The organism is Proteus sp. LHD240705 (genome assembly GCF_047921555.1).
Lineage (GTDB): Bacteria > Pseudomonadota > Gammaproteobacteria > Enterobacterales > Enterobacteriaceae > Proteus.
The window spans coordinates 556,106-573,861 of sequence record NZ_JBLRMI010000002.1 but is presented as its reverse complement, the minus strand read 5'-3'; the positions used below and the strand labels follow the sequence as shown (position 1 = coordinate 573,861).

15 protein-coding genes and 1 pseudogene are annotated in these 17,756 nt (G+C 39.1%); 3 read left to right on the top strand and 13 right to left on the bottom strand.

Annotation, left to right across the window (positions count from 1 at the left end; all coding sequences use genetic code 11):
- Positions 1-10: 10 nt before the first annotated feature.
- From proB to gpt, 4 genes are all read right to left on the bottom strand, one after another.
- Complete coding sequence (proB, locus tag ACNART_RS05915) at positions 11-1,114, bottom strand: glutamate 5-kinase (RefSeq protein WP_109373927.1); 1,104 nt, start codon at positions 1,112-1,114, stop codon at positions 11-13.
- 115 nt (positions 1,115-1,229) lie between these two features.
- Positions 1,230-1,631 carry a sigma factor-binding protein Crl gene (crl, locus tag ACNART_RS05910; protein WP_075672399.1) on the bottom strand — a complete coding sequence of 134 codons (402 nt, stop codon included), beginning with the start codon at positions 1,629-1,631 and terminating at the stop codon, positions 1,230-1,232.
- Between the two features lie 71 nt (positions 1,632-1,702).
- Positions 1,703-2,953 (bottom strand): esterase FrsA, encoded by a 1,251-nt coding sequence (frsA, locus tag ACNART_RS05905; RefSeq protein WP_416303474.1) that lies wholly within the window; start codon positions 2,951-2,953, stop codon positions 1,703-1,705.
- A 236-nt stretch (positions 2,954-3,189) separates the two neighbouring features.
- Entirely contained in the window at positions 3,190-3,651 is a 462-nt protein-coding gene (gene gpt / locus ACNART_RS05900; protein WP_006534780.1) for a xanthine phosphoribosyltransferase, read from the bottom strand.
- 355 nt (positions 3,652-4,006) lie between these two features.
- On the opposite strand from gpt, the gene pepD reads away from it, so the two are divergent.
- Together pepD and ACNART_RS05890 are read left to right on the top strand one after the other, a co-directional pair.
- Complete coding sequence (pepD, locus tag ACNART_RS05895; RefSeq protein ID WP_196534262.1) at positions 4,007-5,464, top strand: beta-Ala-His dipeptidase; 1,458 nt, start codon at positions 4,007-4,009, stop codon at positions 5,462-5,464.
- A gap of 218 nt (positions 5,465-5,682) precedes the next feature.
- The gene (locus tag ACNART_RS05890; RefSeq protein ID WP_368927271.1) at positions 5,683-7,845 is read left to right on the top strand and encodes a TonB-dependent siderophore receptor; all 2,163 of its coding nucleotides are present in this window, start codon (positions 5,683-5,685) and stop codon (positions 7,843-7,845) included.
- A 77-nt stretch (positions 7,846-7,922) separates the two neighbouring features.
- Here ACNART_RS05890 and dinB read toward each other — a convergent pair whose 3' ends face one another.
- Positions 7,923-8,978, bottom strand: coding sequence for a DNA polymerase IV (gene dinB / locus ACNART_RS05885; protein WP_160230048.1), 1,056 nt, complete (start codon positions 8,976-8,978; stop codon positions 7,923-7,925).
- Between the two features lie 233 nt (positions 8,979-9,211).
- Here dinB and ACNART_RS05880 point away from each other — a divergent pair.
- Positions 9,212-10,058, top strand: a pseudogene (locus ACNART_RS05880) (glycerophosphodiester phosphodiesterase family protein).
- A 105-nt stretch (positions 10,059-10,163) separates the two neighbouring features.
- Here the strand turns inward: ACNART_RS05880 and nqrM are convergent.
- The 8 genes from nqrM to ACNART_RS05840 form a co-directional block, all read right to left on the bottom strand.
- Positions 10,164-10,391, bottom strand: coding sequence for a (Na+)-NQR maturation NqrM (gene nqrM / locus ACNART_RS05875; RefSeq protein WP_023580998.1), 228 nt, complete (start codon positions 10,389-10,391; stop codon positions 10,164-10,166).
- Between the two features lie 19 nt (positions 10,392-10,410).
- Positions 10,411-11,433 carry an FAD:protein FMN transferase gene (locus tag ACNART_RS05870; RefSeq protein WP_109373920.1) on the bottom strand — a complete coding sequence of 341 codons (1,023 nt, stop codon included), beginning with the start codon at positions 11,431-11,433 and terminating at the stop codon, positions 10,411-10,413.
- An 80-nt stretch (positions 11,434-11,513) separates the two neighbouring features.
- Entirely contained in the window at positions 11,514-12,740 is a 1,227-nt protein-coding gene (gene nqrF, locus ACNART_RS05865) for an NADH:ubiquinone reductase (Na(+)-transporting) subunit F (protein ID WP_109373919.1), read from the bottom strand.
- Between the two features lie 16 nt (positions 12,741-12,756).
- Positions 12,757-13,353 (bottom strand): NADH:ubiquinone reductase (Na(+)-transporting) subunit E, encoded by a 597-nt coding sequence (nqrE, locus tag ACNART_RS05860; protein ID WP_006534792.1) that lies wholly within the window; start codon positions 13,351-13,353, stop codon positions 12,757-12,759.
- A gap of 5 nt (positions 13,354-13,358) precedes the next feature.
- Positions 13,359-13,988, bottom strand: coding sequence for an NADH:ubiquinone reductase (Na(+)-transporting) subunit D (locus ACNART_RS05855; RefSeq protein WP_088493503.1), 630 nt, complete (start codon positions 13,986-13,988; stop codon positions 13,359-13,361).
- Entirely contained in the window at positions 13,981-14,766 is a 786-nt protein-coding gene (locus ACNART_RS05850; RefSeq protein ID WP_109373918.1) for a Na(+)-translocating NADH-quinone reductase subunit C, read from the bottom strand. Before ACNART_RS05850 ends, ACNART_RS05855 begins: the two co-directional genes overlap by 8 nt.
- Positions 14,759-15,997, bottom strand: coding sequence for an NADH:ubiquinone reductase (Na(+)-transporting) subunit B (locus ACNART_RS05845; RefSeq protein ID WP_368927274.1), 1,239 nt, complete (start codon positions 15,995-15,997; stop codon positions 14,759-14,761). The genes ACNART_RS05850 and ACNART_RS05845 overlap by 8 nt, the downstream gene beginning before the upstream one ends.
- Before the next feature lie 3 nt (positions 15,998-16,000).
- Complete coding sequence (locus tag ACNART_RS05840) at positions 16,001-17,341, bottom strand: Na(+)-translocating NADH-quinone reductase subunit A (RefSeq protein ID WP_109373917.1); 1,341 nt, start codon at positions 17,339-17,341, stop codon at positions 16,001-16,003.
- Between the last annotated feature and the right edge of the window lie 415 nt (positions 17,342-17,756).

Genomic DNA, 17,756 nt, shown 5'->3' with positions numbered 1-17,756 from the left:
AGAAGGCTCCTTAGCTAACAATCATATCATCACGATGTACGGCAACACTGCCATACTCATAACCTAAAATTTGACTAATTTCTTGTGAATGGTGTCCTGCAATTAGACGCAGTGCATCACTATTATAGTGTGCAACACCATGAGCGAGATCTTTACCTTGTAAACTTTGAATGCGGATAACACATCCACGAGAGAAATCGCCTTTAATTTCTTTGATACCTTTTGGTAAAAGGGAGCTACCTTTTTCTTTAATTGCGTTTTCAGCTCCTTCATCAACCACTATCACACCAGCTATTGGCGCACCAAAGATCCACCGCTTACGCGCTTCTAATGGACTTTGTAAGCCATGAAATAACGTTCCAACAGGTTCATTATTGATAACTTTAGCGATAACTTCAGGTTGTACGCCTGCCGCGATGACAACATCAATACCCGCACGCCCTGCAACGGTTGCTGCTTGTAGTTTTGTTGCCATACCACCCGTACCTAAACCTGATACGCTATCACCTGCCATTTGGCGTAACTCATCATTGATATCAAAAACTTCAGGGATCAATTTAGCATCTGGATTACTACGAGGATCAGCGGTATAAAGCCCTTCAATATCCGTTAGTAATAACAGTTTATCTGCACCGCCTAAAATAGCCGCTAATGCCGATAAATTATCGTTATCACCCACTTTAATTTCCGCGGTAGCAACAGCATCATTTTCATTGATAACGGGGATAATATGGTTATCTAACAGTGCATGTAAGGTATCGCGTGCATTTAAGAATCGTTCTCTATCTTCAATATCAGCACGCGTTAATAGCATTTGACCAATATGAATACCATAGATGGCAAATAACTGTTTCCATACTTGAATTAAAGCACTTTGCCCCACAGCGGCAAGCAACTGTTTTGAAGCAATAGTTGCAGGCAAATCAGGATAATTCAAATATTCACGCCCTGCTGCAATTGCACCTGAAGTGACAATTATAATCCGATGCCCTTTTTCGTGTTGTTTAGCACATTGGCGAACCAGCTCAACAATATGAGACTGATCCAGACGTCGTGAACCACCAGTAAGTACACTTGTCCCTAATTTAACAACCAGCGTTTGGCTGCTACTCATAACATTTACCATTCTTGTTGATTATTTAAAAAGATAATACACAGTTTTATCAGGAGAGAAGCGTTATGCCAACTGACATAACGCAAAATCTATGAAAAGTTGCCCTAACACAAAATTAGGGCTGAATGGGAAGCGGAAATTTGTTCATTTTTTCATCTGGAATGAGTGTCATCTCTAATTCACTCACCGCGAGTTGAAGAAATTCATGAAAACGAATAAGTGTTTCATTAATTGACTCAACAACATCATTCTTACTGATGTTCTGATGGAGCCAATCACCATTTTTATCGAATAGCCCAATTTGATAATGATAAATGAGCTGTTCATTATTGCGTTCTAATTCCATCCACCAGCCCCAAAACTCTCGTTTTTCCGGCGCGACTTTTTTATTTACACAAACAGCTAAACAGTCAAAAAAGAACTGGCTCTCTTGGCATTGTTGCTCTCGGATATATGGGCCGATTTGAGCAAAACGCTTTAATAACTTACCTCGGGTAGGGTTCAAAGATGAAGTCATAAATTCAGTCTCCTTAGAAACTCTACTGTTATATAATCTAATATAATTAGCAAGTTATTGTTCAAAATTAATTATATTAATTTATCATAGATCCAATCTGCGCTTTTTTGTAACGCGAGCTCTAAACCTTCGTAAAGCGGCTTATCATTAATAGCAAGAATGTCACCATCCATAGAAGAGCGTGCAATTAACTGCGAATCCTCTTTAGGGCTCATTTCATCACCTTTCCAATAAACCCCCATCATAGGAACAGGCATACGCCGCCCAATCAGGCCTTGGTTTTTCAGGGAGTAACTGCTCAATGATAATCGAAGATTATTCTCATCAATATTCCATAACCCTAAGCGACTTGCTAACACATCAAGATACATCACAGGAATTTTTTTCTGCAATTCAGCTTGGGTAAAGAAAGCGTGGATCAAAGGACCTAAGGCAACAACGCCTTTAATCAATTTTGGGTAGATATAAGCTAAGCGCACGGCAATATTACCGCCAAAGCGAAAGCCCATCACACCAACACGAGTATGATCAATCCAAGGTACTTCAGAAAGTTGTTTTAGAACTTCACCTTGTAATTGGCATGTATCTTCCGTTAGTTTTTGTTTTACTGAATAACCAATTGCGGGCATATCCAGTGTTAGCATTGCAATACCTTTAGGGGAAAGGTAATTACGGAAAAAGCTGACATAATCGCTTTGTAAACCGTCTAATCCGCCACAAAATAACACGGTAGGATAAGGGCCTCTACAATCTTTGGGTAAATGCAGAAAACCCGTTGTCGATCCTTTTCCCTCTAATTTAAATGTCAGTTTTTTGACTTCAAAAGAGGAGAATTTTGTCGCATTCTCAAAAGCTTTCATCGACAAAATAACTGCTTGATCCGCTAAAAAATCACCATTAATAAAGGGATATGCAGCAATACTATAAAGATATGCGGCTTGTAACCAACAATCTGCTGCGGCATCACCAGACTCTTCACATAATGCTTTTTGTTGCCAGATCATCGCTTGATGTGACCATTCAAATGACCAGCCACCTTTACGATACCCAACAACAGTATCGATAAATTTTTCATCACTACGAGGTGCATCAGGCACCGCAATTCGGCTTAATACCTCTTCTATTTCAATAGGAGAAATACCTCGCCAAATCCATTGTAAACGTTGAATTGTTCGATACCAATTTAGCTGGCTTGTTCCATTTAATACAGAGTTTGTCGCTATATTTGATTTTGGGTGTGTGTACTGTATTAATGTTGACGTTTCTGCGTGTTTTGCACGAGGCTTAAACAGTGTTTCAGAAAGGTTTTTGTTCTCTGTCATATCGCTCTTCAAATCAGTGGATATCGTGTAAAGGGGCTTAAAAGTCTGGCTTTATCATAGCATGAAATCGACGGGAACAATGTGTATCACGACAAGCAATCGCACGAAGACATCATAAAGAGGAAGAGAAAAGAGAAAAGAGAAAAGAGAAAAGAGAAAAGAGAAAAAAGCTTAAAAACAAAAATCCCCGCCTAAGCGAGGATCTCAATTAAAACAGCAAAGCGAATGCTATCAACTTATTTTTGATCGCAAACAGGTGGAATAAAGGCAACACCCATATCCCAAGGCTGTTCAATCCATGTATTTTGCGGAATATCAACCACAAAATCATCCACTAAAGGACGCCCTTCTGGTTTTGCAAAAATAGTGACAAAATGCGCTTTTGGATACATCTCACGGATAACTTTAGCAGTACCACCAGTATCGACTAAATCGTCAACAACGATAAAGCCTTCACCATCACCTTCTGCTTTTTTTAAGATTTTGAGGTCACGCTGATGATCGTGGTCATAGCTAGAAATACAGACTGTATCCACATGACGGATACCTAATTCACGAGCAAGTAATGCAGCAGGGACTAATCCCCCACGGCTGACAGCAATAATGCCTGTCCATTGTTCGACTGGTAGTAAACGTTGCGCCAATTGACGGGCATGTATTTGCAACATATCCCACGTTACAACATATTTTTCGCTCATAATATTGTGATCCTAGCTACTGAAATTTCGAGAGAAGCTTTTTTGCGGAAAAAAAGGTTGCGCGAGATTATAGTGATTTGAGCACCTAAAAACCAGAAAAAACGTGAAAACAGGTGAGATTATCCTAATTTTTTTCTGTAATGTCTTTTTTCGATTAAAAAATGAACCATATATAAAAAATGAATGCAAAATAGAGATCTAATTTCTTAGATAGAGATGTGAATAGAATGACGCATTCATCAGAAGAAAGTGATATTCTCAACTATATTGGCGTATAACGCTCAGAATAATAAAGCTAACCCTTAAAAAAGCGGTAGGCTATCAATAACACAGATGCTGTTAGAGGAGATCCATCGTGTCTGAACTATCTACTCTATCCCCACAACCACTATGGGATATTTTTGCAAAAATTTGTTCGATTCCACATCCATCACATCATGAAGAAGCCTTAGCTTCCCACATTCTTTCTTGGGCAAGTGAAAAAGGACTTTTTGCAGAGCGCGATGCCGTTGGCAATATTTTAATTCGTAAACCAGCAACCAAAGGCATGGAAGATCGTAAAACTGTTGTTTTACAAGCACACTTAGATATGGTGCCACAAAAAAACAACGACACCGTTCACGACTTCACTAAAGATCCAATTCAACCTTACATTGATGGCGAATGGATCAAAGCGAAAGGCACCACATTAGGTGCAGATAATGGTGTTGGTATGGCATCTGCATTAGCTGTTTTAGCTGATGACACTGTTAAACACGGCCCATTAGAAGTGCTGTTAACCATGACTGAAGAAACAGGTATGGACGGTGCTTTTGGTTTACAACCGGGTTGGTTACAAGCTGATATTCTTATCAACACAGACTCAGAAGAAGAAGGTGAAATCTACATGGGTTGTGCGGGTGGTATTGATGTTAAAACCACAGTAAGCCTTTCTTACGATGCAATCCCAGCAGGTCACGTTGTTAAACAACTGGTTCTAAAAGGATTAAATGGCGGCCATTCTGGTGGTGATATCCATTTAGGCTTAGGTAACGCAAATAAATTATTGGCACGTTTTTTAGCGGGTCATGCAGAAGAATTATCACTGAAATTAATTGATTTCCACGGTGGTACACTGCGTAATGCGATTCCTCGTGAAGCAAACATTGTTTTTGCAATTCCAGCGGATAAAGTCAAAGAATTAGAAGCATTAAAAGTACGCTTTGAAGAATTGCTAAAAAGCGAATTAGCGATCGCAGAGAAGAATCTAAAAGTTGAATTAATTGATACAACAACAGATAAAAAAGCGTTCACCGCAGATTGCCAATCTCGTGTCATTAACTTACTTAATGCAATGCCAAACGGCGTTATTCGTATGAGTGACGATGTTGAAGGTGTTGTTGAAACTTCACTAAACGTCGGTGTTGTTAGCATTGTTGATGATAAAGTAGAAATTCTGTGCTTAATTCGTTCTCTAATCGATAGTGGTAAAACCTATGTTGTTAGCATGCTGACAGCATTAGCAAAACTGGCTAAAGCCGATATTGAAACGAAAGGCGGTTACCCTGGTTGGAAACCAGATGCAGACTCTCCTGTTATGCATTTAGTTCGTGACACTTACCAACAACTGTTTGATAAAGTACCAAATATCATGGTTATCCACGCAGGTCTTGAGTGTGGTCTGTTCAAAAAACCTTACCCAGATATGGATATGGTTTCTATTGGGCCAACAATCCGTGGTGCTCACTCACCAGACGAACGCGTTCACATTAAGAGCGTCGGTCAATACTGGCAATTATTAACCGCGATTTTAAAAGCAATCCCTGCTAAATAATCTCGCTTTAACGTTAATAATGAAACCCGCTTATTGGCGGGTTTTTTGTTACTGAAGTCTCTGCAAAAAAATCATTTCTCTCTCATTCTCAATGAATTTCCCTTAAATATCATAATTTATAGAATGCTAATTATTATCATTAGCATTAATGTTTAATGAGTGATATTTTCACTGCTCCGCAGTTAAAGTTAAAAATAAAAAATTCAAAGGGATCGATTGTGTCTAATAAAAATTATGCTGTTAGCGTCTTACTCGCCTTACCGCTAAGTCTGTTATCTGTTCAAATTCATGCAGCAGTTAATCAAAATACGCCTGAAAAAATAGTTGTGACAGCAACTTCATCACAAGATCCACAAGCGCCTGTTTCAGGTTTTGTGGCAACAAAAACATTATCAACAAATAAAACACCGACTGAAATTGAAAAAACACCACAATCCATTAGCGTGATCACCCGTGATCAAATGGACGCTCAAGATGTCAGCTCAGTTTCTCAGGCGTTACGTTATACACCTGGAGTTTTCACAGAATATCGTGGAAGTTCTAATCGTAATGATGAGGTTTTTATTCGTGGATACAGTTATGCACCACGCTTTCTTGATGGATTAAGTTATGGAATGGGAGCTTCATCGTCAACTGGCGCAATTGATCCATGGTTATTAGAGCGTGTTGAAGTTATTAGAGGACCTGCATCTGTTCTTTATGGCCAAGTAAACCCAGGTGGCCTTGTTGCAATGACAAGTAAAAGACCAACTGCATCCCTTATTCGTCACATTCAAGTACGTGCAGGTAATGATAAATTAGCAGAAACCGCTTTTGATTTTTCGGGTACATTGAGTGATGATAATCGAGTTCTTTATCGCCTAAATGGTATTGCTAAAACACAACATACCCAAATAAAAAATTATAAAGAAGAGCGTTTTGCGCTCGCTCCTGCCATTACCTTTTTACCGAATGAACAAACACGTTTAACATTATTAAGCTTTATTCAGCAAGAGCCTGAAGCGGGATATCGTAATTTTTTACCCGCTTACGGTACAGTAAAAAGTACGCCAGAAGGTACTATTCCCTTTGATTTTGATGTCAACAATCCCGATTACCATAAGTCATGGCGCCAGCAATATGGTATAGGTTATGAATTCGAACACGAATTTAATGACACACTAAAAATTGTACAAAATGCTCGATACAGCCATATTAATCAAAAATATAAATATCTTGTTTTTGGTTCTTTAAGAAAAGATAACCCTTATATTCTTGAGCGCCGAGCTCAACAAGAGCAGCGAGAAACAGATACTTTAGGAATAGATACTCGCTTACAAGCTGACTTTGCTACTGCAAAACTTAATCATACTGTGATTGCTGGTATTGATTATCAGTGGAGTAAAGACCAAGATAATTTACTTCGTGCAATGGGCCCCGAGTACGATCTTGATTGGCGTGATCCTAATTATCACTATCCAATTGATATGAGCTTACAAAAACCCGCAACCGATCAGCGACAAAAACGTGATCAAATCGGGTTGTATCTACAAGATCAGATCCAATGGAAAAATTGGATCTTACTTGCAGGCTTACGCCAAGATTGGGCTCAAGTTCGGACTCATGATTTCTTAGCTAAAAGCTATGTTCAACAAGATGATCATAAGTTAACGGGTCGCGCAGGGCTTTTATATTCTTTTGATAATGGTATTTCTCCTTATATTAGTTATAGCACCTCGTTTGAACCTAATTTACAAACTCGCCGCGCACCAGGAAGTGCCCCTTTTGAGCCTAGCGAAGGTCGTCAATTAGAAGCTGGAATTAAATACCTCACACCAAATGAACAAACATTGGCAACACTCTCTGTTTATCAATTACAGCAACGCAATGTAACCAACTACAATGCTGAAAAAGCGTATTTTGAACCAGTGGGTGAAATTAGAAGTCGTGGTGTTGAAGCGCAAATTAATAGCCAATTAACTGAAAATATTTCATTTATCAGCAGTTATGCTTATACCGATACTGAAGTAAGAAAAACCATTATTGCGGGAACACAGGGAAAAGAACTCCCTAGAGTTCCTAAGCACATGGCATCATTTTGGGGTCAATATGATGAAACATCAGGGCTATTTAATGGCTCTAAAGCAGGCTTTGGCGTGCGATATGTTGGCGTATCTCAAGGTGATACCAAAAATACAGTCAGTGTGCCCGCAGTTACGCTTTATGATGCCATGATTGGCTATTCATTAGGTGAGCTATCACCTTCTTTAAAAGGTGCTGAAATTCAGCTTAATATGAATAATATTGCGAATAAACACTATGTTGCATCTTGTGCTGGTGATACTGCATGTTTTTATGGGATCGGCAGAACAATGACAGCAACAATGAATTATCGCTGGTAAGACTATATAGATTAACTACATAAATTAACTACGTTAGCCATAGCCTGTCTGTTGATCGGCTATGGTTTTTTTAATTCTTACAGTGCTAAAAGAAGTTGTCGTTCTATTTGCGGATCTTGTAAGGTGACATGAAATCCGATTAATCGCACACCTCTGCCATTTCGGCGCTCATGCCATGCTTGGTAGGCAATATTTATTAAATCGGCTTTTTCTAAAATAGGATGAGTATGCTCTTGTGTCGTTAATTGAAAATCATCAAATTTTAGTTTAACGCCTTGCCTTGCTATCCTTAAATCGGGTTTCACTTTTGTTAGTCGCCGTTCTAATTCGCTATATAATCCGTCAAGTAATGCCAAGCAATCATCCCAAGAATTAATATCTGAAGCAAAAGTACGTTCAACTCCGACTGATTTTCTAAGTCTATCAGGGTTAATTTCACGCTCATCGATGCCATGACTGCGTTCCCATAAATTTTGACCAAATTTCCCAAATACTTTTACTAAAGAAATGACATCAGTACGGCGAATATCAGCACACGTTTCTAAGCCCATTTCTTGCAAGCGAGCAAATGTCACCTTACCTACACCTGGTATTTTGTTAAGCGGTAATTTTAAAATAAAATCATCGACTTGCTCTGGTGTTATAACAAATTGCCCATTTGGTTTGTTGATATCAGAGGCAATTTTGGCGAGAAATTTAATCGGTGCAATGCCTGCGGATGCAGTAAGATTTAACTCATCAAAAATTTGTTGGCGAATTTCTTGAGCGATCAACGTTGCAGAACCATGACAATGCTTACTGTCAGATACATCAAGATAAGCTTCATCGAGTGAAAGAGGTTCAATAAGGTGGGTATAACGAGAAAAAATTTGGCGGATCTTTGCTGATGTCTCTTTATAGAGAGGCATTCTGCCGGGTAAAACTTTTAAGTGAGGACATAACTTCAACGCTGTCGCCGTTGACATAGCACTACGGACGCCAAAACGACGAGCAGGATAATTCGCCGTGCAGATCACACCTCGGCTAGAAGCATTGCCTCCAACCGCAATTGGGATCTCTTTTAGTGCTGGATTATCTCGCATTTCAATCGCAGCATAAAAACAATCCATATCAACATGAATAATTTTACGCATACAATCACCTCGCCTCATTTACTGTTTAAATATACAGTAAATAAATATTAACTACAATTTTTATTCCTTCTCATATCCCTCTATTGAGGTGTATTTCTCATAAAAATCTGAATTAGTCTGTTTATTTATAGAATTGTCACAAAGTGGTGATAGATTGTTTTAGCTCGCTGATTAATTACATTAATTTTAAATATTGTTTTGTAACTATATATAAAACAAGGAAATAATTTTTCATGATCAAATTATTTATCGCTATTTCTCTCTTTTTTTATTCTGTAATTCTTATGGCATCTCCTAAAATTATCGCACATCGTGGTGGCACAGCTGATGCCCCTGAAAATACTGAAATTGCTATAAAAACAGCCCTCTCTAATCAAGCTGATGCAATTTGGATCACTATTCAATTATCGAAAGATAATATTCCTGTCCTTTATCGTCCTAGTGATTTAAAAAGCTTAACAAATGGGCAAGGTAGTGTTTCTGACTTTACGGCACAGCAACTTAAACAATGGGATGCTGGCTATAAATTTGGTGAAGCACAACAATTTCCTTATCGAAATAAAGGTGTCACCATTCCGACATTGGATGAGATATTAACTCAATTCCCTACAACACAGTTTTATCTTGATTTAAAATCACCAGATGCTGATCCTGCAATCCAAGCTGAAGCATTAACCACCGTACTTCATAATCATAACGCACTGGATAGAACTCGCGTTTATTCTACAAATACTGCATTTCTTGACGCCTTATCAACTAATGTACAACGTTTTGAAAGTCGTGATATTACTCGTGATATTTTAGCCAATATCACAATGAGCCATATTTGCCTACTACCTGAAAATTTAGATATTACTCGTTGGTATGGGCTTGAGCTTCACCGCAAAGTAGAAGTTGTTGAGAAATACACATTAGGTGAAGCACGCTCAGCATCGGTTCTAAGTTGGGATAAAGACGCTATGTCTTGTTTTCGTGCTGGTGGCAATGCTCATAATTCAAGCCACAGAATTAGGTGCTGATGCAGTTATGGTCGATTCACCCGCAAAGATGAAAACATTTAGCAAAGATGGAAACATTTAGAAAAGAGTAAGTCCCTAGCTTTTAGCTTCGCTTCTTCAGAAAGAAGAAAATAAAAAAGAGTGATGTAAATATATACACCACTCTTTTTTTATTTTTATATCTTACTTAAAGAATTCTATTTTTATTAAGCAATTCTTCTCTTGCTGCATCTTTTGCCATACGTTTTTTACGTGCATCACAAGGTTCGGGGCAATCACACTCTTTTTCTATGCCCATAGCACCTAAACCGCCACAGCTACCTTGAAGGCTTTTACGTTTTACAATATAGCCTAACGCCATACCAAAGAAAGCAATCAAGAATAAGATGAAGGCAAATAGAAATATTTTTAACATAACCTTCTCTCCTTAAATTCTACTTTTTCAAGAACGGGGCGAATGCTTTACTATAACGCTCTTCAAACCCATTTTCAGTTTTCACTATCATAAAGACAGGAATATTTAGCTCGTTTGCTACTGCTAACCCTTTTTCAGGCCCTAAAACATTCAATCCTGTCGAAAGACCATCTGCGCTCATGCAAGTTGGCACAATCACAGTAATAGAAACAAGGTTATGTTTAATAGGATGACCTGTGGTTGGGTCAATAGTATGAGAAAAACGGACACCATTCTCTTCAAAATAGTTACGATAATCACCAGAAGTGGCTATTGAGTTATCACCTGGTTCAATAATTAACTGAACACTCTGTTTTGTGCCGTCATTTGCTGGTTTTTCAATCGCTATACGCCAAAGCTTGTCATTACCATTCACGCCTTGGGTTCTTACTTCACCACCAATATCAACCATATAGTTAGTAATATTCTGTGAAATTAAATATTCAGCCACAGCATCAACGCCATAGCCTTTAGCAATCGAAGAGAGATCGACATAAAGCTCAGGGATCTTCTTAATTAATGTATTACCTTCAACAGCAAGGTAATCAATTCCAATCCACTGTTTACGTTTTTCTAATTCATCTTCAGAAGGTTGATGCGTAAATCGGCCTTCTGGGCCAAATCCCCATAAATTAACTAACGGTCCAACGGTCACATCTAAAGCACCATCTGTTATTTTATTAATACGGATAGCTTCACTGACTACTTTAGCTGTCGCGGGTGAAACAGGAAATGGGGTATTAATTTCACGGCTTTGATTGAAACGACTGAGTTCAGAATGAGGACGATATGTTGACATTTGATCGTTAACTTCTTCAAGGATACGATCAATCTCTGTTTGTAAGACGTTTTGTGGAGGTGAATTACTGTCAGGAACATATTTAATCGAGTAATAAGTTCCCATGGTTTCACCTTCTAATACCTGCTGCTTTTCACCACATGCAGATAATAGAACTAATGCAGACAGCATCACTATCCAATTTATCATCTTTCTTTTTAACATAACTCTCTCTTCTGATCATGAGCGCCCACATAAGTGGGCGCTTGTCATTTCATTCATTTATGCTTTATCGGAAGTTAGGATCAACCCCCAAAGTCATCCAGCATAATGTTTTCATCTTCAACGCCTAAGTCTTTGAGCATTTTAATAACTGCTGCATTCATCACTGGCGGTCCACACATATAGAATTCACAGTCTTCTGGTGCTGGATGATTTTTAAGGTAGTTTTCAAACAACACATTGTGAATAAATCCAGTATAGCCAGTCCAATTATCTTCAGGCAATGCATCTGAAAGCGCGACATTCCATGTGAAGTTTTCGTTCTCTCTCGCGAGCATGTCGAAATCTTCTGTGTAGAACATTTCACGAACAGAACGCGCACCATACCAGAAGCTGATTTTACGTTTAGAATGTAAGCGTTTTAATTGATCAAAAATGTGTGAGCGCATTGGTGCCATACCTGCACCACCACCAATAAAGATCATTTCAGCATCAGTTTTCTTAGCAAAGAATTCGCCAAATGGCCCTGAAATCGTCACCTTATCACCTGGTTTTAATGACCAAATATATGATGACATAATTCCTGGTGGCACATCAGGATTACGTGGCGGAGGTGTTGCAATACGCACGTTTAACATGATGATGCCATGTTCTTCTGGATAGTTCGCCATTGAATAAGCACGTACAGTGGTTTCTTTAACATCAGAAACATAGCGGAACAAATTAAATTTATCCCAATCTTCACGATACTCTTCTGGTACATCAAAATCTTCATAACGTACCGTATGAGGAGGACATTCGATTTGAATAAATCCACCTGCACGGAAAGGTACAACCTCACCTTCAGGGATTTTTAACACTAATTCTTTAATAAAAGTGGCTTTATTATCATTTGAGATAACTTCACATTCCCACTTTTTAACACCAAAGATTTCTTCCGGTAATTCTAATTTCAGGTTGTTTTTTACGTTTACCTGACACGCTAAACGACAACCTTCTTTAGCTTCACGCTTATTAATATGTGAAAGTTCTGTCGGTAAAATATCACCGCCACCTTCCAGCACTTTAACGCGGCACTGACCACAAGAGCCACCGCCACCGCAAGCTGATGAAATAAAAATACCTTCGTTTGATAGTACGTTAAGTAATTTATCACCTGCTGGTGCATCAAAACTTTTGTCTGGGTCTCCATTGACCTCAACTGAAATATCCCCTGTATTGACCAGTTTTGATTTTGCGAACAAAATCAACGCTGTTAATACCAATACAATCAGGGTAAACATCACGACACCTAGAATAATTATATCCATGAGTTCTTCTCACCCTTTATAGCTGAACACCAGAGAAGGACATGAAACCTAATGCCATCAACCCTGTGGTGACAAAAGTAACGCCTAACCCTTTCATACCTGCCGGTACATCCGCGTACTTCATTTTCTCACGGATAGAAGCCAGTAATACGATGGCTAACATCCAACCAATCCCAGAGCCGAAACCATAAACAATAGATTCACTGAAGTTATAGTCACGTTGTGCCATAAATGACACGCCACCGAAAATGGCGCAGTTAACGGTAATAAGTGGCAAGAAGATCCCTAGTGCGTTATACAGCGCAGGGAAATAACGGTCTAAAATCATTTCTAGGATTTGTACCAGTGCCGCAATCACACCAATGAAAGTGATAAAGTTTAAGAAACTTAAATCAACACCTTCCATTAATGCATTATCACGTAACACATAGTTGTAAACCAAGTTATTCAACGGTACAGAAAGACCTAGAACAACGGTAACAGCGATACCTAATCCAAAAGCTGTTTTTACGTTTTTAGAAACGGCGAGGAATGTACACATCCCTAAGAAGAATGCGAGCGCCATATTCTCAATAAAAACAGCACGAACAAACAGGCTTATATAATGTTCCATGGCGATTAGTCCTCTTCAACCTGTGCAGGTTTTAATGTACGTAATCCCCAAATTAGCAAGCCAATAATAAAGAACGCACTTGGTGCTAACAGGAATAAACCGTTTGGCTGATACCAGCCACCATTTTGGACAGACTCCATCACTGTAATGCCGAATAATTTACCAGAACCAAAAAGCTCACGTAAAAAACCAACAAGGATCAAGATAACGCCGTATCCTAAGCCGTTACCAATACCATCCATAAAGCTTTCAACAGGAGGTGCTTTCATCGCATAAGCTTCAGCACGTCCCATTACAATACAGTTAGTAATGATAAGACCAACGAAAACAGAAAGTTGCTTAGAAATTTCATACGCATAAGCTTGTAGTATTTGGTCAACAACGATAACTAATGAAGCAATAATCGCCATTTGAACAATAATACGAACACTACTTGGTATGTAATTACGAATGAGTGAAATAAAGAAGCTTGAAAATGCAGTAACCAAAGTTACCGCAATTGTCATCACTAATGCGGTTTCAAGTTTTGTTGTTACAGCCAATGCAGAACACACACCTAATACCTGTAAGGCAATCGGGTTGTTATCTAACAATGGCCCAAGTAAAACTCGTTTAATTTCTTTTGTATCAGCCATTGATCTCTCCTTCACGAACTTTTTTCAGGAATGGGCCGAAACCTTTTTCACCTAACCAGAAATCGAACATATGCTGGATACCATTTGAGGTCAGTGTCGCGCCAGAAAGTCCATCAATACCATAAGGGCTATCAGTTGTACCACTACGTACTATCTTAATTGCAGGAGTACCTTGTTCGTTAATTAAGCGCTTACCCTTCCATTGTGCTTTCCATTGTGGATTGTCTACTTCACCACCTAAGCCCGGTGTTTCACCATGAGCATAATAGGTAATGCCTTTAGAAGTCACACCATCAATATCAACCGCAACGAAAGCATACATTACAGACCATAAGCCAGAACCATAAACAGGTAGAACAACTTCTGTGGTTTTGCCTTGTTCATCAAGCACAAAGTAGACTTCTGCTGTATTAGCACGACGGCGAATTTTGGCGATATCTTCTTGTGGCGATAATGCGATTGAAGTGTCATCACTGCGTAAAGCCGCACTTAAATCAAAACTGCCTTTACTATCAGTCAGTTCACCTGTCTGGAAATTAACAATTTTTGCTTTAATACGAGTGTCATACACCTTCAGTACATCTGTCGCACTCATTTTAGGTACGAGCAGACCCGCAACATCAAGAATATTACGTTGTTTATCAAGAAGTTTTTGTTCTTCTTGTTTAGACTTCAGTCCAACAGCGGCTCCTGCTACTACCACGGAACACACCAGACATAGAATAAATACAACGAGGAACGTTCTTGCGACGCTATCTTTGTTTTTCTCTTTAGCCACGAGCTTGTCTCCGCTTAATATTCGCCTGAACAACCACGTAATCAAACAGTGGTGCAAATAAGTTTGCGAATAAGATTGCCAGCATCATACCTTCTGGGTAAGCCGGATTGACGACACGAATAAGCACAGCCATTACGCCAATCAAAATACCGTAAGCCCATTTACCTTTATCGGTAAACGATGCGGATACTGGATCTGTTGCCATAAACATCATACCGAAAGCAAAACCACCTAATACTAAGTGCCAGTGCCAAGGCATTGAGAAGAGAGGATTAGTATCTGAACCGATAAAATTAAACAGGTATGACATTGCAATCATGCCCACCATTACCCCAGCAACAATACGCCATGAAGCAATGCGAGCAAAAAGAATGACAGCTCCGCCGATTAAAATCATCAGTGTTGAAACTTCACCGATCGACCCTGGAATATATCCAAGGAAAGCATGCATCCAAGAGATTGGTTGTTGAGTGACGGTATTTAATAATGCACTTTCACCCGATACAGACCATTGCGATAATGGTGTCGCACCAGAGAAGCCATCAGCCGCAGTCCAAACCAGATCACCTGAGATTTGAGCAGGATAGGCAAAGAACAGGAATGCGCGACCTGCTAATGCAGGGTTTAAGAAGTTACGCCCTGTACCACCAAAGATTTCTTTCGCGATAACAACACCAAACGTAATACCTAATGCAGCCTGCCAAAGTGGTAATGTTGGCGGTACGATCAAGGCAAATAAGATTGATGTAACAAAGAAGCCTTCGTTAATTTCATGACCACGAATAAAGGCAAAAAGAACTTCCCAAAATCCACCAACCGCAAAAACAACAAGATAAATAGGTAAAAAGTAAGTTGCACCAAGTAGCATCTTACTTGCCCATCCAGCATCTGTTGTTAATGATGCACCGAGAAATTCAGCGAGGCGATAGTGCCAATCTGAAGCAATAATTTGCTGTAATTCAGCACCGCTATATAACTGATTAAGTGCTGGGATCGCTTGATGACCGACGTTATACATTCCCCAAAACATTGCTGGGAAAACAGCCAACCAAACTAAGATCATCATGCGTTTTAGGTCAATAGTGTCACGAACATGCCCACCATTACGCGTGACAGTACCTGGCGTATAAAATACCGTGGTAACGGCTTCATAAAGTACGTACCATTTTGCTAATTTGCCACCGGGCTCAAAATGGTGCTCTACTTTTTCAAATAAATTTTTCAAACCCATGAGTTACCCTTCCTGCTCAATTTTGGTCAATACTTGGCGCAGTGCTGGGCCATACTCATATTTGCTTGGGCAAACATAAGTACATAATCCCAAATCTTCTTCATCCAATTCCAAACAACCTAATGCTTGAGAACTGTCAGTATCACCTACAACTAAATCACGTAATAAATGCGTTGCCATAATGTCTAACGGCATCACACGCTCATAGTTACCAATTGGTACCATTGAACGTTCGCCACCATTCATTGTGGTTGTAAATGCAAAGCGTTTATTTTTTAAGAAGTGACCGATAGTTGTACGAGTGATAGAAAATTTATCGCTACCCGGCATACCCCAACCAAATAACTCTTTATCACGACCTTCGCGTAATACAGAAACTTGGTTATGGAAACGACCTAAATAGTGATGAGCCTCATCAGATTTCCATCCCCATAATACAGAGCCAGAAATAATGCGGTTTTCACCATCAACTAATTGATCTTTAGTTAACTCATAGAGATCAGCCCCTAAACGAGTACGCACTAAACGAGGTGCTTTTACTTGAGGGCCGGCTAATGCAACAACACGCTCTGTATATAAAGAACCTGTTGTAAACAAATAACCAATAGCAATGACATCTTGGTAATTTAAATGCCAAACCATTTTCTTAGCACTCACAGGTTCTAAGAAATGGATATGCGTACCAACTAATCCTGCTGGATGTGGGCCTGCAAATTGGTTATAGCTAATTTGTCCATCATTTAATTTTGTAGGTGATTTTTCACCATGACAAACATAGACTTTGCCTTCGGTTAAACGAGTTAAAACAACAAGACCATCATTAAATGCCTTCTCATTTTGCTCAATAATAACCATAGGATCTGCTGCAAGCGGATTTGTATCCATTGCAGAGACAAAAATGGCAACAGGTGTTGTGCCTAAACGCGGAGTACGGCTATAAGGACGAGTCCTTAATGTAGTCCACATTCCCGAATTAACGAGGTTAGTTTCAACTTGTTCGCGGGTCAGGTCTGAAAGCGTTGAGCTATCATAACGGTTAAAGGTGATTTCTTCGTCGCCATCAATTTCGATAACGATAGATTGGAACACACGGCGTTCGCCGCGGTTAATTGCAACGACTTTACCACAAGCTGGGCTGGTGAAAATGACACCGGCATTCTTTTTATCTTCAAAAAGAATTTGCCCTTTTTTTACATGCTCACCTTCCGAAACCATCATAGAAGGACGCATACCGACATATTCTTCACCTAGCAATGCTACGCGTCGAATCGCGGGTCCGTCTTCTATCACTTGGGCAGGTGCTCCTGCAATTGGGAGGTCGAGTCCTTTTTTAATTTTAATCATAAGATTTGCACAAGTTTATCAGTTAAACCCTAAGCTACAAATTCACCCCGAAAATGTAGCGACTCTGTAATAAAAACATCTTAAGGTGTTTTTGAACCCTAAGTTATTTATCTCCGATAATTGTTAACTATTTCTCTTATTCTGCCGAACTGAATTTTATCATCTCAGCCTAAACCTGTCTGACTATTCGAGTGATTTAGCTCAAGCAAATGGGAATATTATTTTGACTGAAACGTTAATAACTCGTATAAACCGAATTAAAATATCATCTTTTTCGACGAGCGCTTAAATTTCATACAGAATATTTTGTAAAAGAAAAGAAACCATATCAGATTTTAATTTACAAATTTATTGCTTCATAGCAATCTACGATCTACTTTATCAACAAATTTTAAGCTATTTTTCTGATAAAACC

Coding starts and splice junctions, on each gene's coding strand:
- crl (WP_075672399.1), bottom strand. CDS start 1,631: ATGACTTCATCTTTGAACCCTACCCGAGGTAAGTTATTAAAGCGTTTT.
- nqrF (WP_109373919.1), bottom strand. CDS start 12,740: ATGGATATAATTATTCTAGGTGTCGTGATGTTTACCCTGATTGTATTG.
- gpt (WP_006534780.1), bottom strand. CDS start 3,651: ATGAGCGAAAAATATGTTGTAACGTGGGATATGTTGCAAATACATGCC.
- nqrM (WP_023580998.1), bottom strand. CDS start 10,391: ATGTTAAAAATATTTCTATTTGCCTTCATCTTATTCTTGATTGCTTTC.
- nqrE (WP_006534792.1), bottom strand. CDS start 13,353: ATGGAACATTATATAAGCCTGTTTGTTCGTGCTGTTTTTATTGAGAAT.
- ACNART_RS05855 (WP_088493503.1), bottom strand. CDS start 13,988: ATGGCTGATACAAAAGAAATTAAACGAGTTTTACTTGGGCCATTGTTA.
- frsA (WP_416303474.1), bottom strand. CDS start 2,953: ATGACAGAGAACAAAAACCTTTCTGAAACACTGTTTAAGCCTCGTGCA.
- ACNART_RS05870 (WP_109373920.1), bottom strand. CDS start 11,433: ATGTTAAAAAGAAAGATGATAAATTGGATAGTGATGCTGTCTGCATTA.
- ACNART_RS05840 (WP_109373917.1), bottom strand. CDS start 17,341: ATGATTAAAATTAAAAAAGGACTCGACCTCCCAATTGCAGGAGCACCT.
- proB (WP_109373927.1), bottom strand. CDS start 1,114: ATGAGTAGCAGCCAAACGCTGGTTGTTAAATTAGGGACAAGTGTACTT.
- ACNART_RS05845 (WP_368927274.1), bottom strand. CDS start 15,997: ATGGGTTTGAAAAATTTATTTGAAAAAGTAGAGCACCATTTTGAGCCC.
- dinB (WP_160230048.1), bottom strand. CDS start 8,978: ATGCGTAAAATTATTCATGTTGATATGGATTGTTTTTATGCTGCGATT.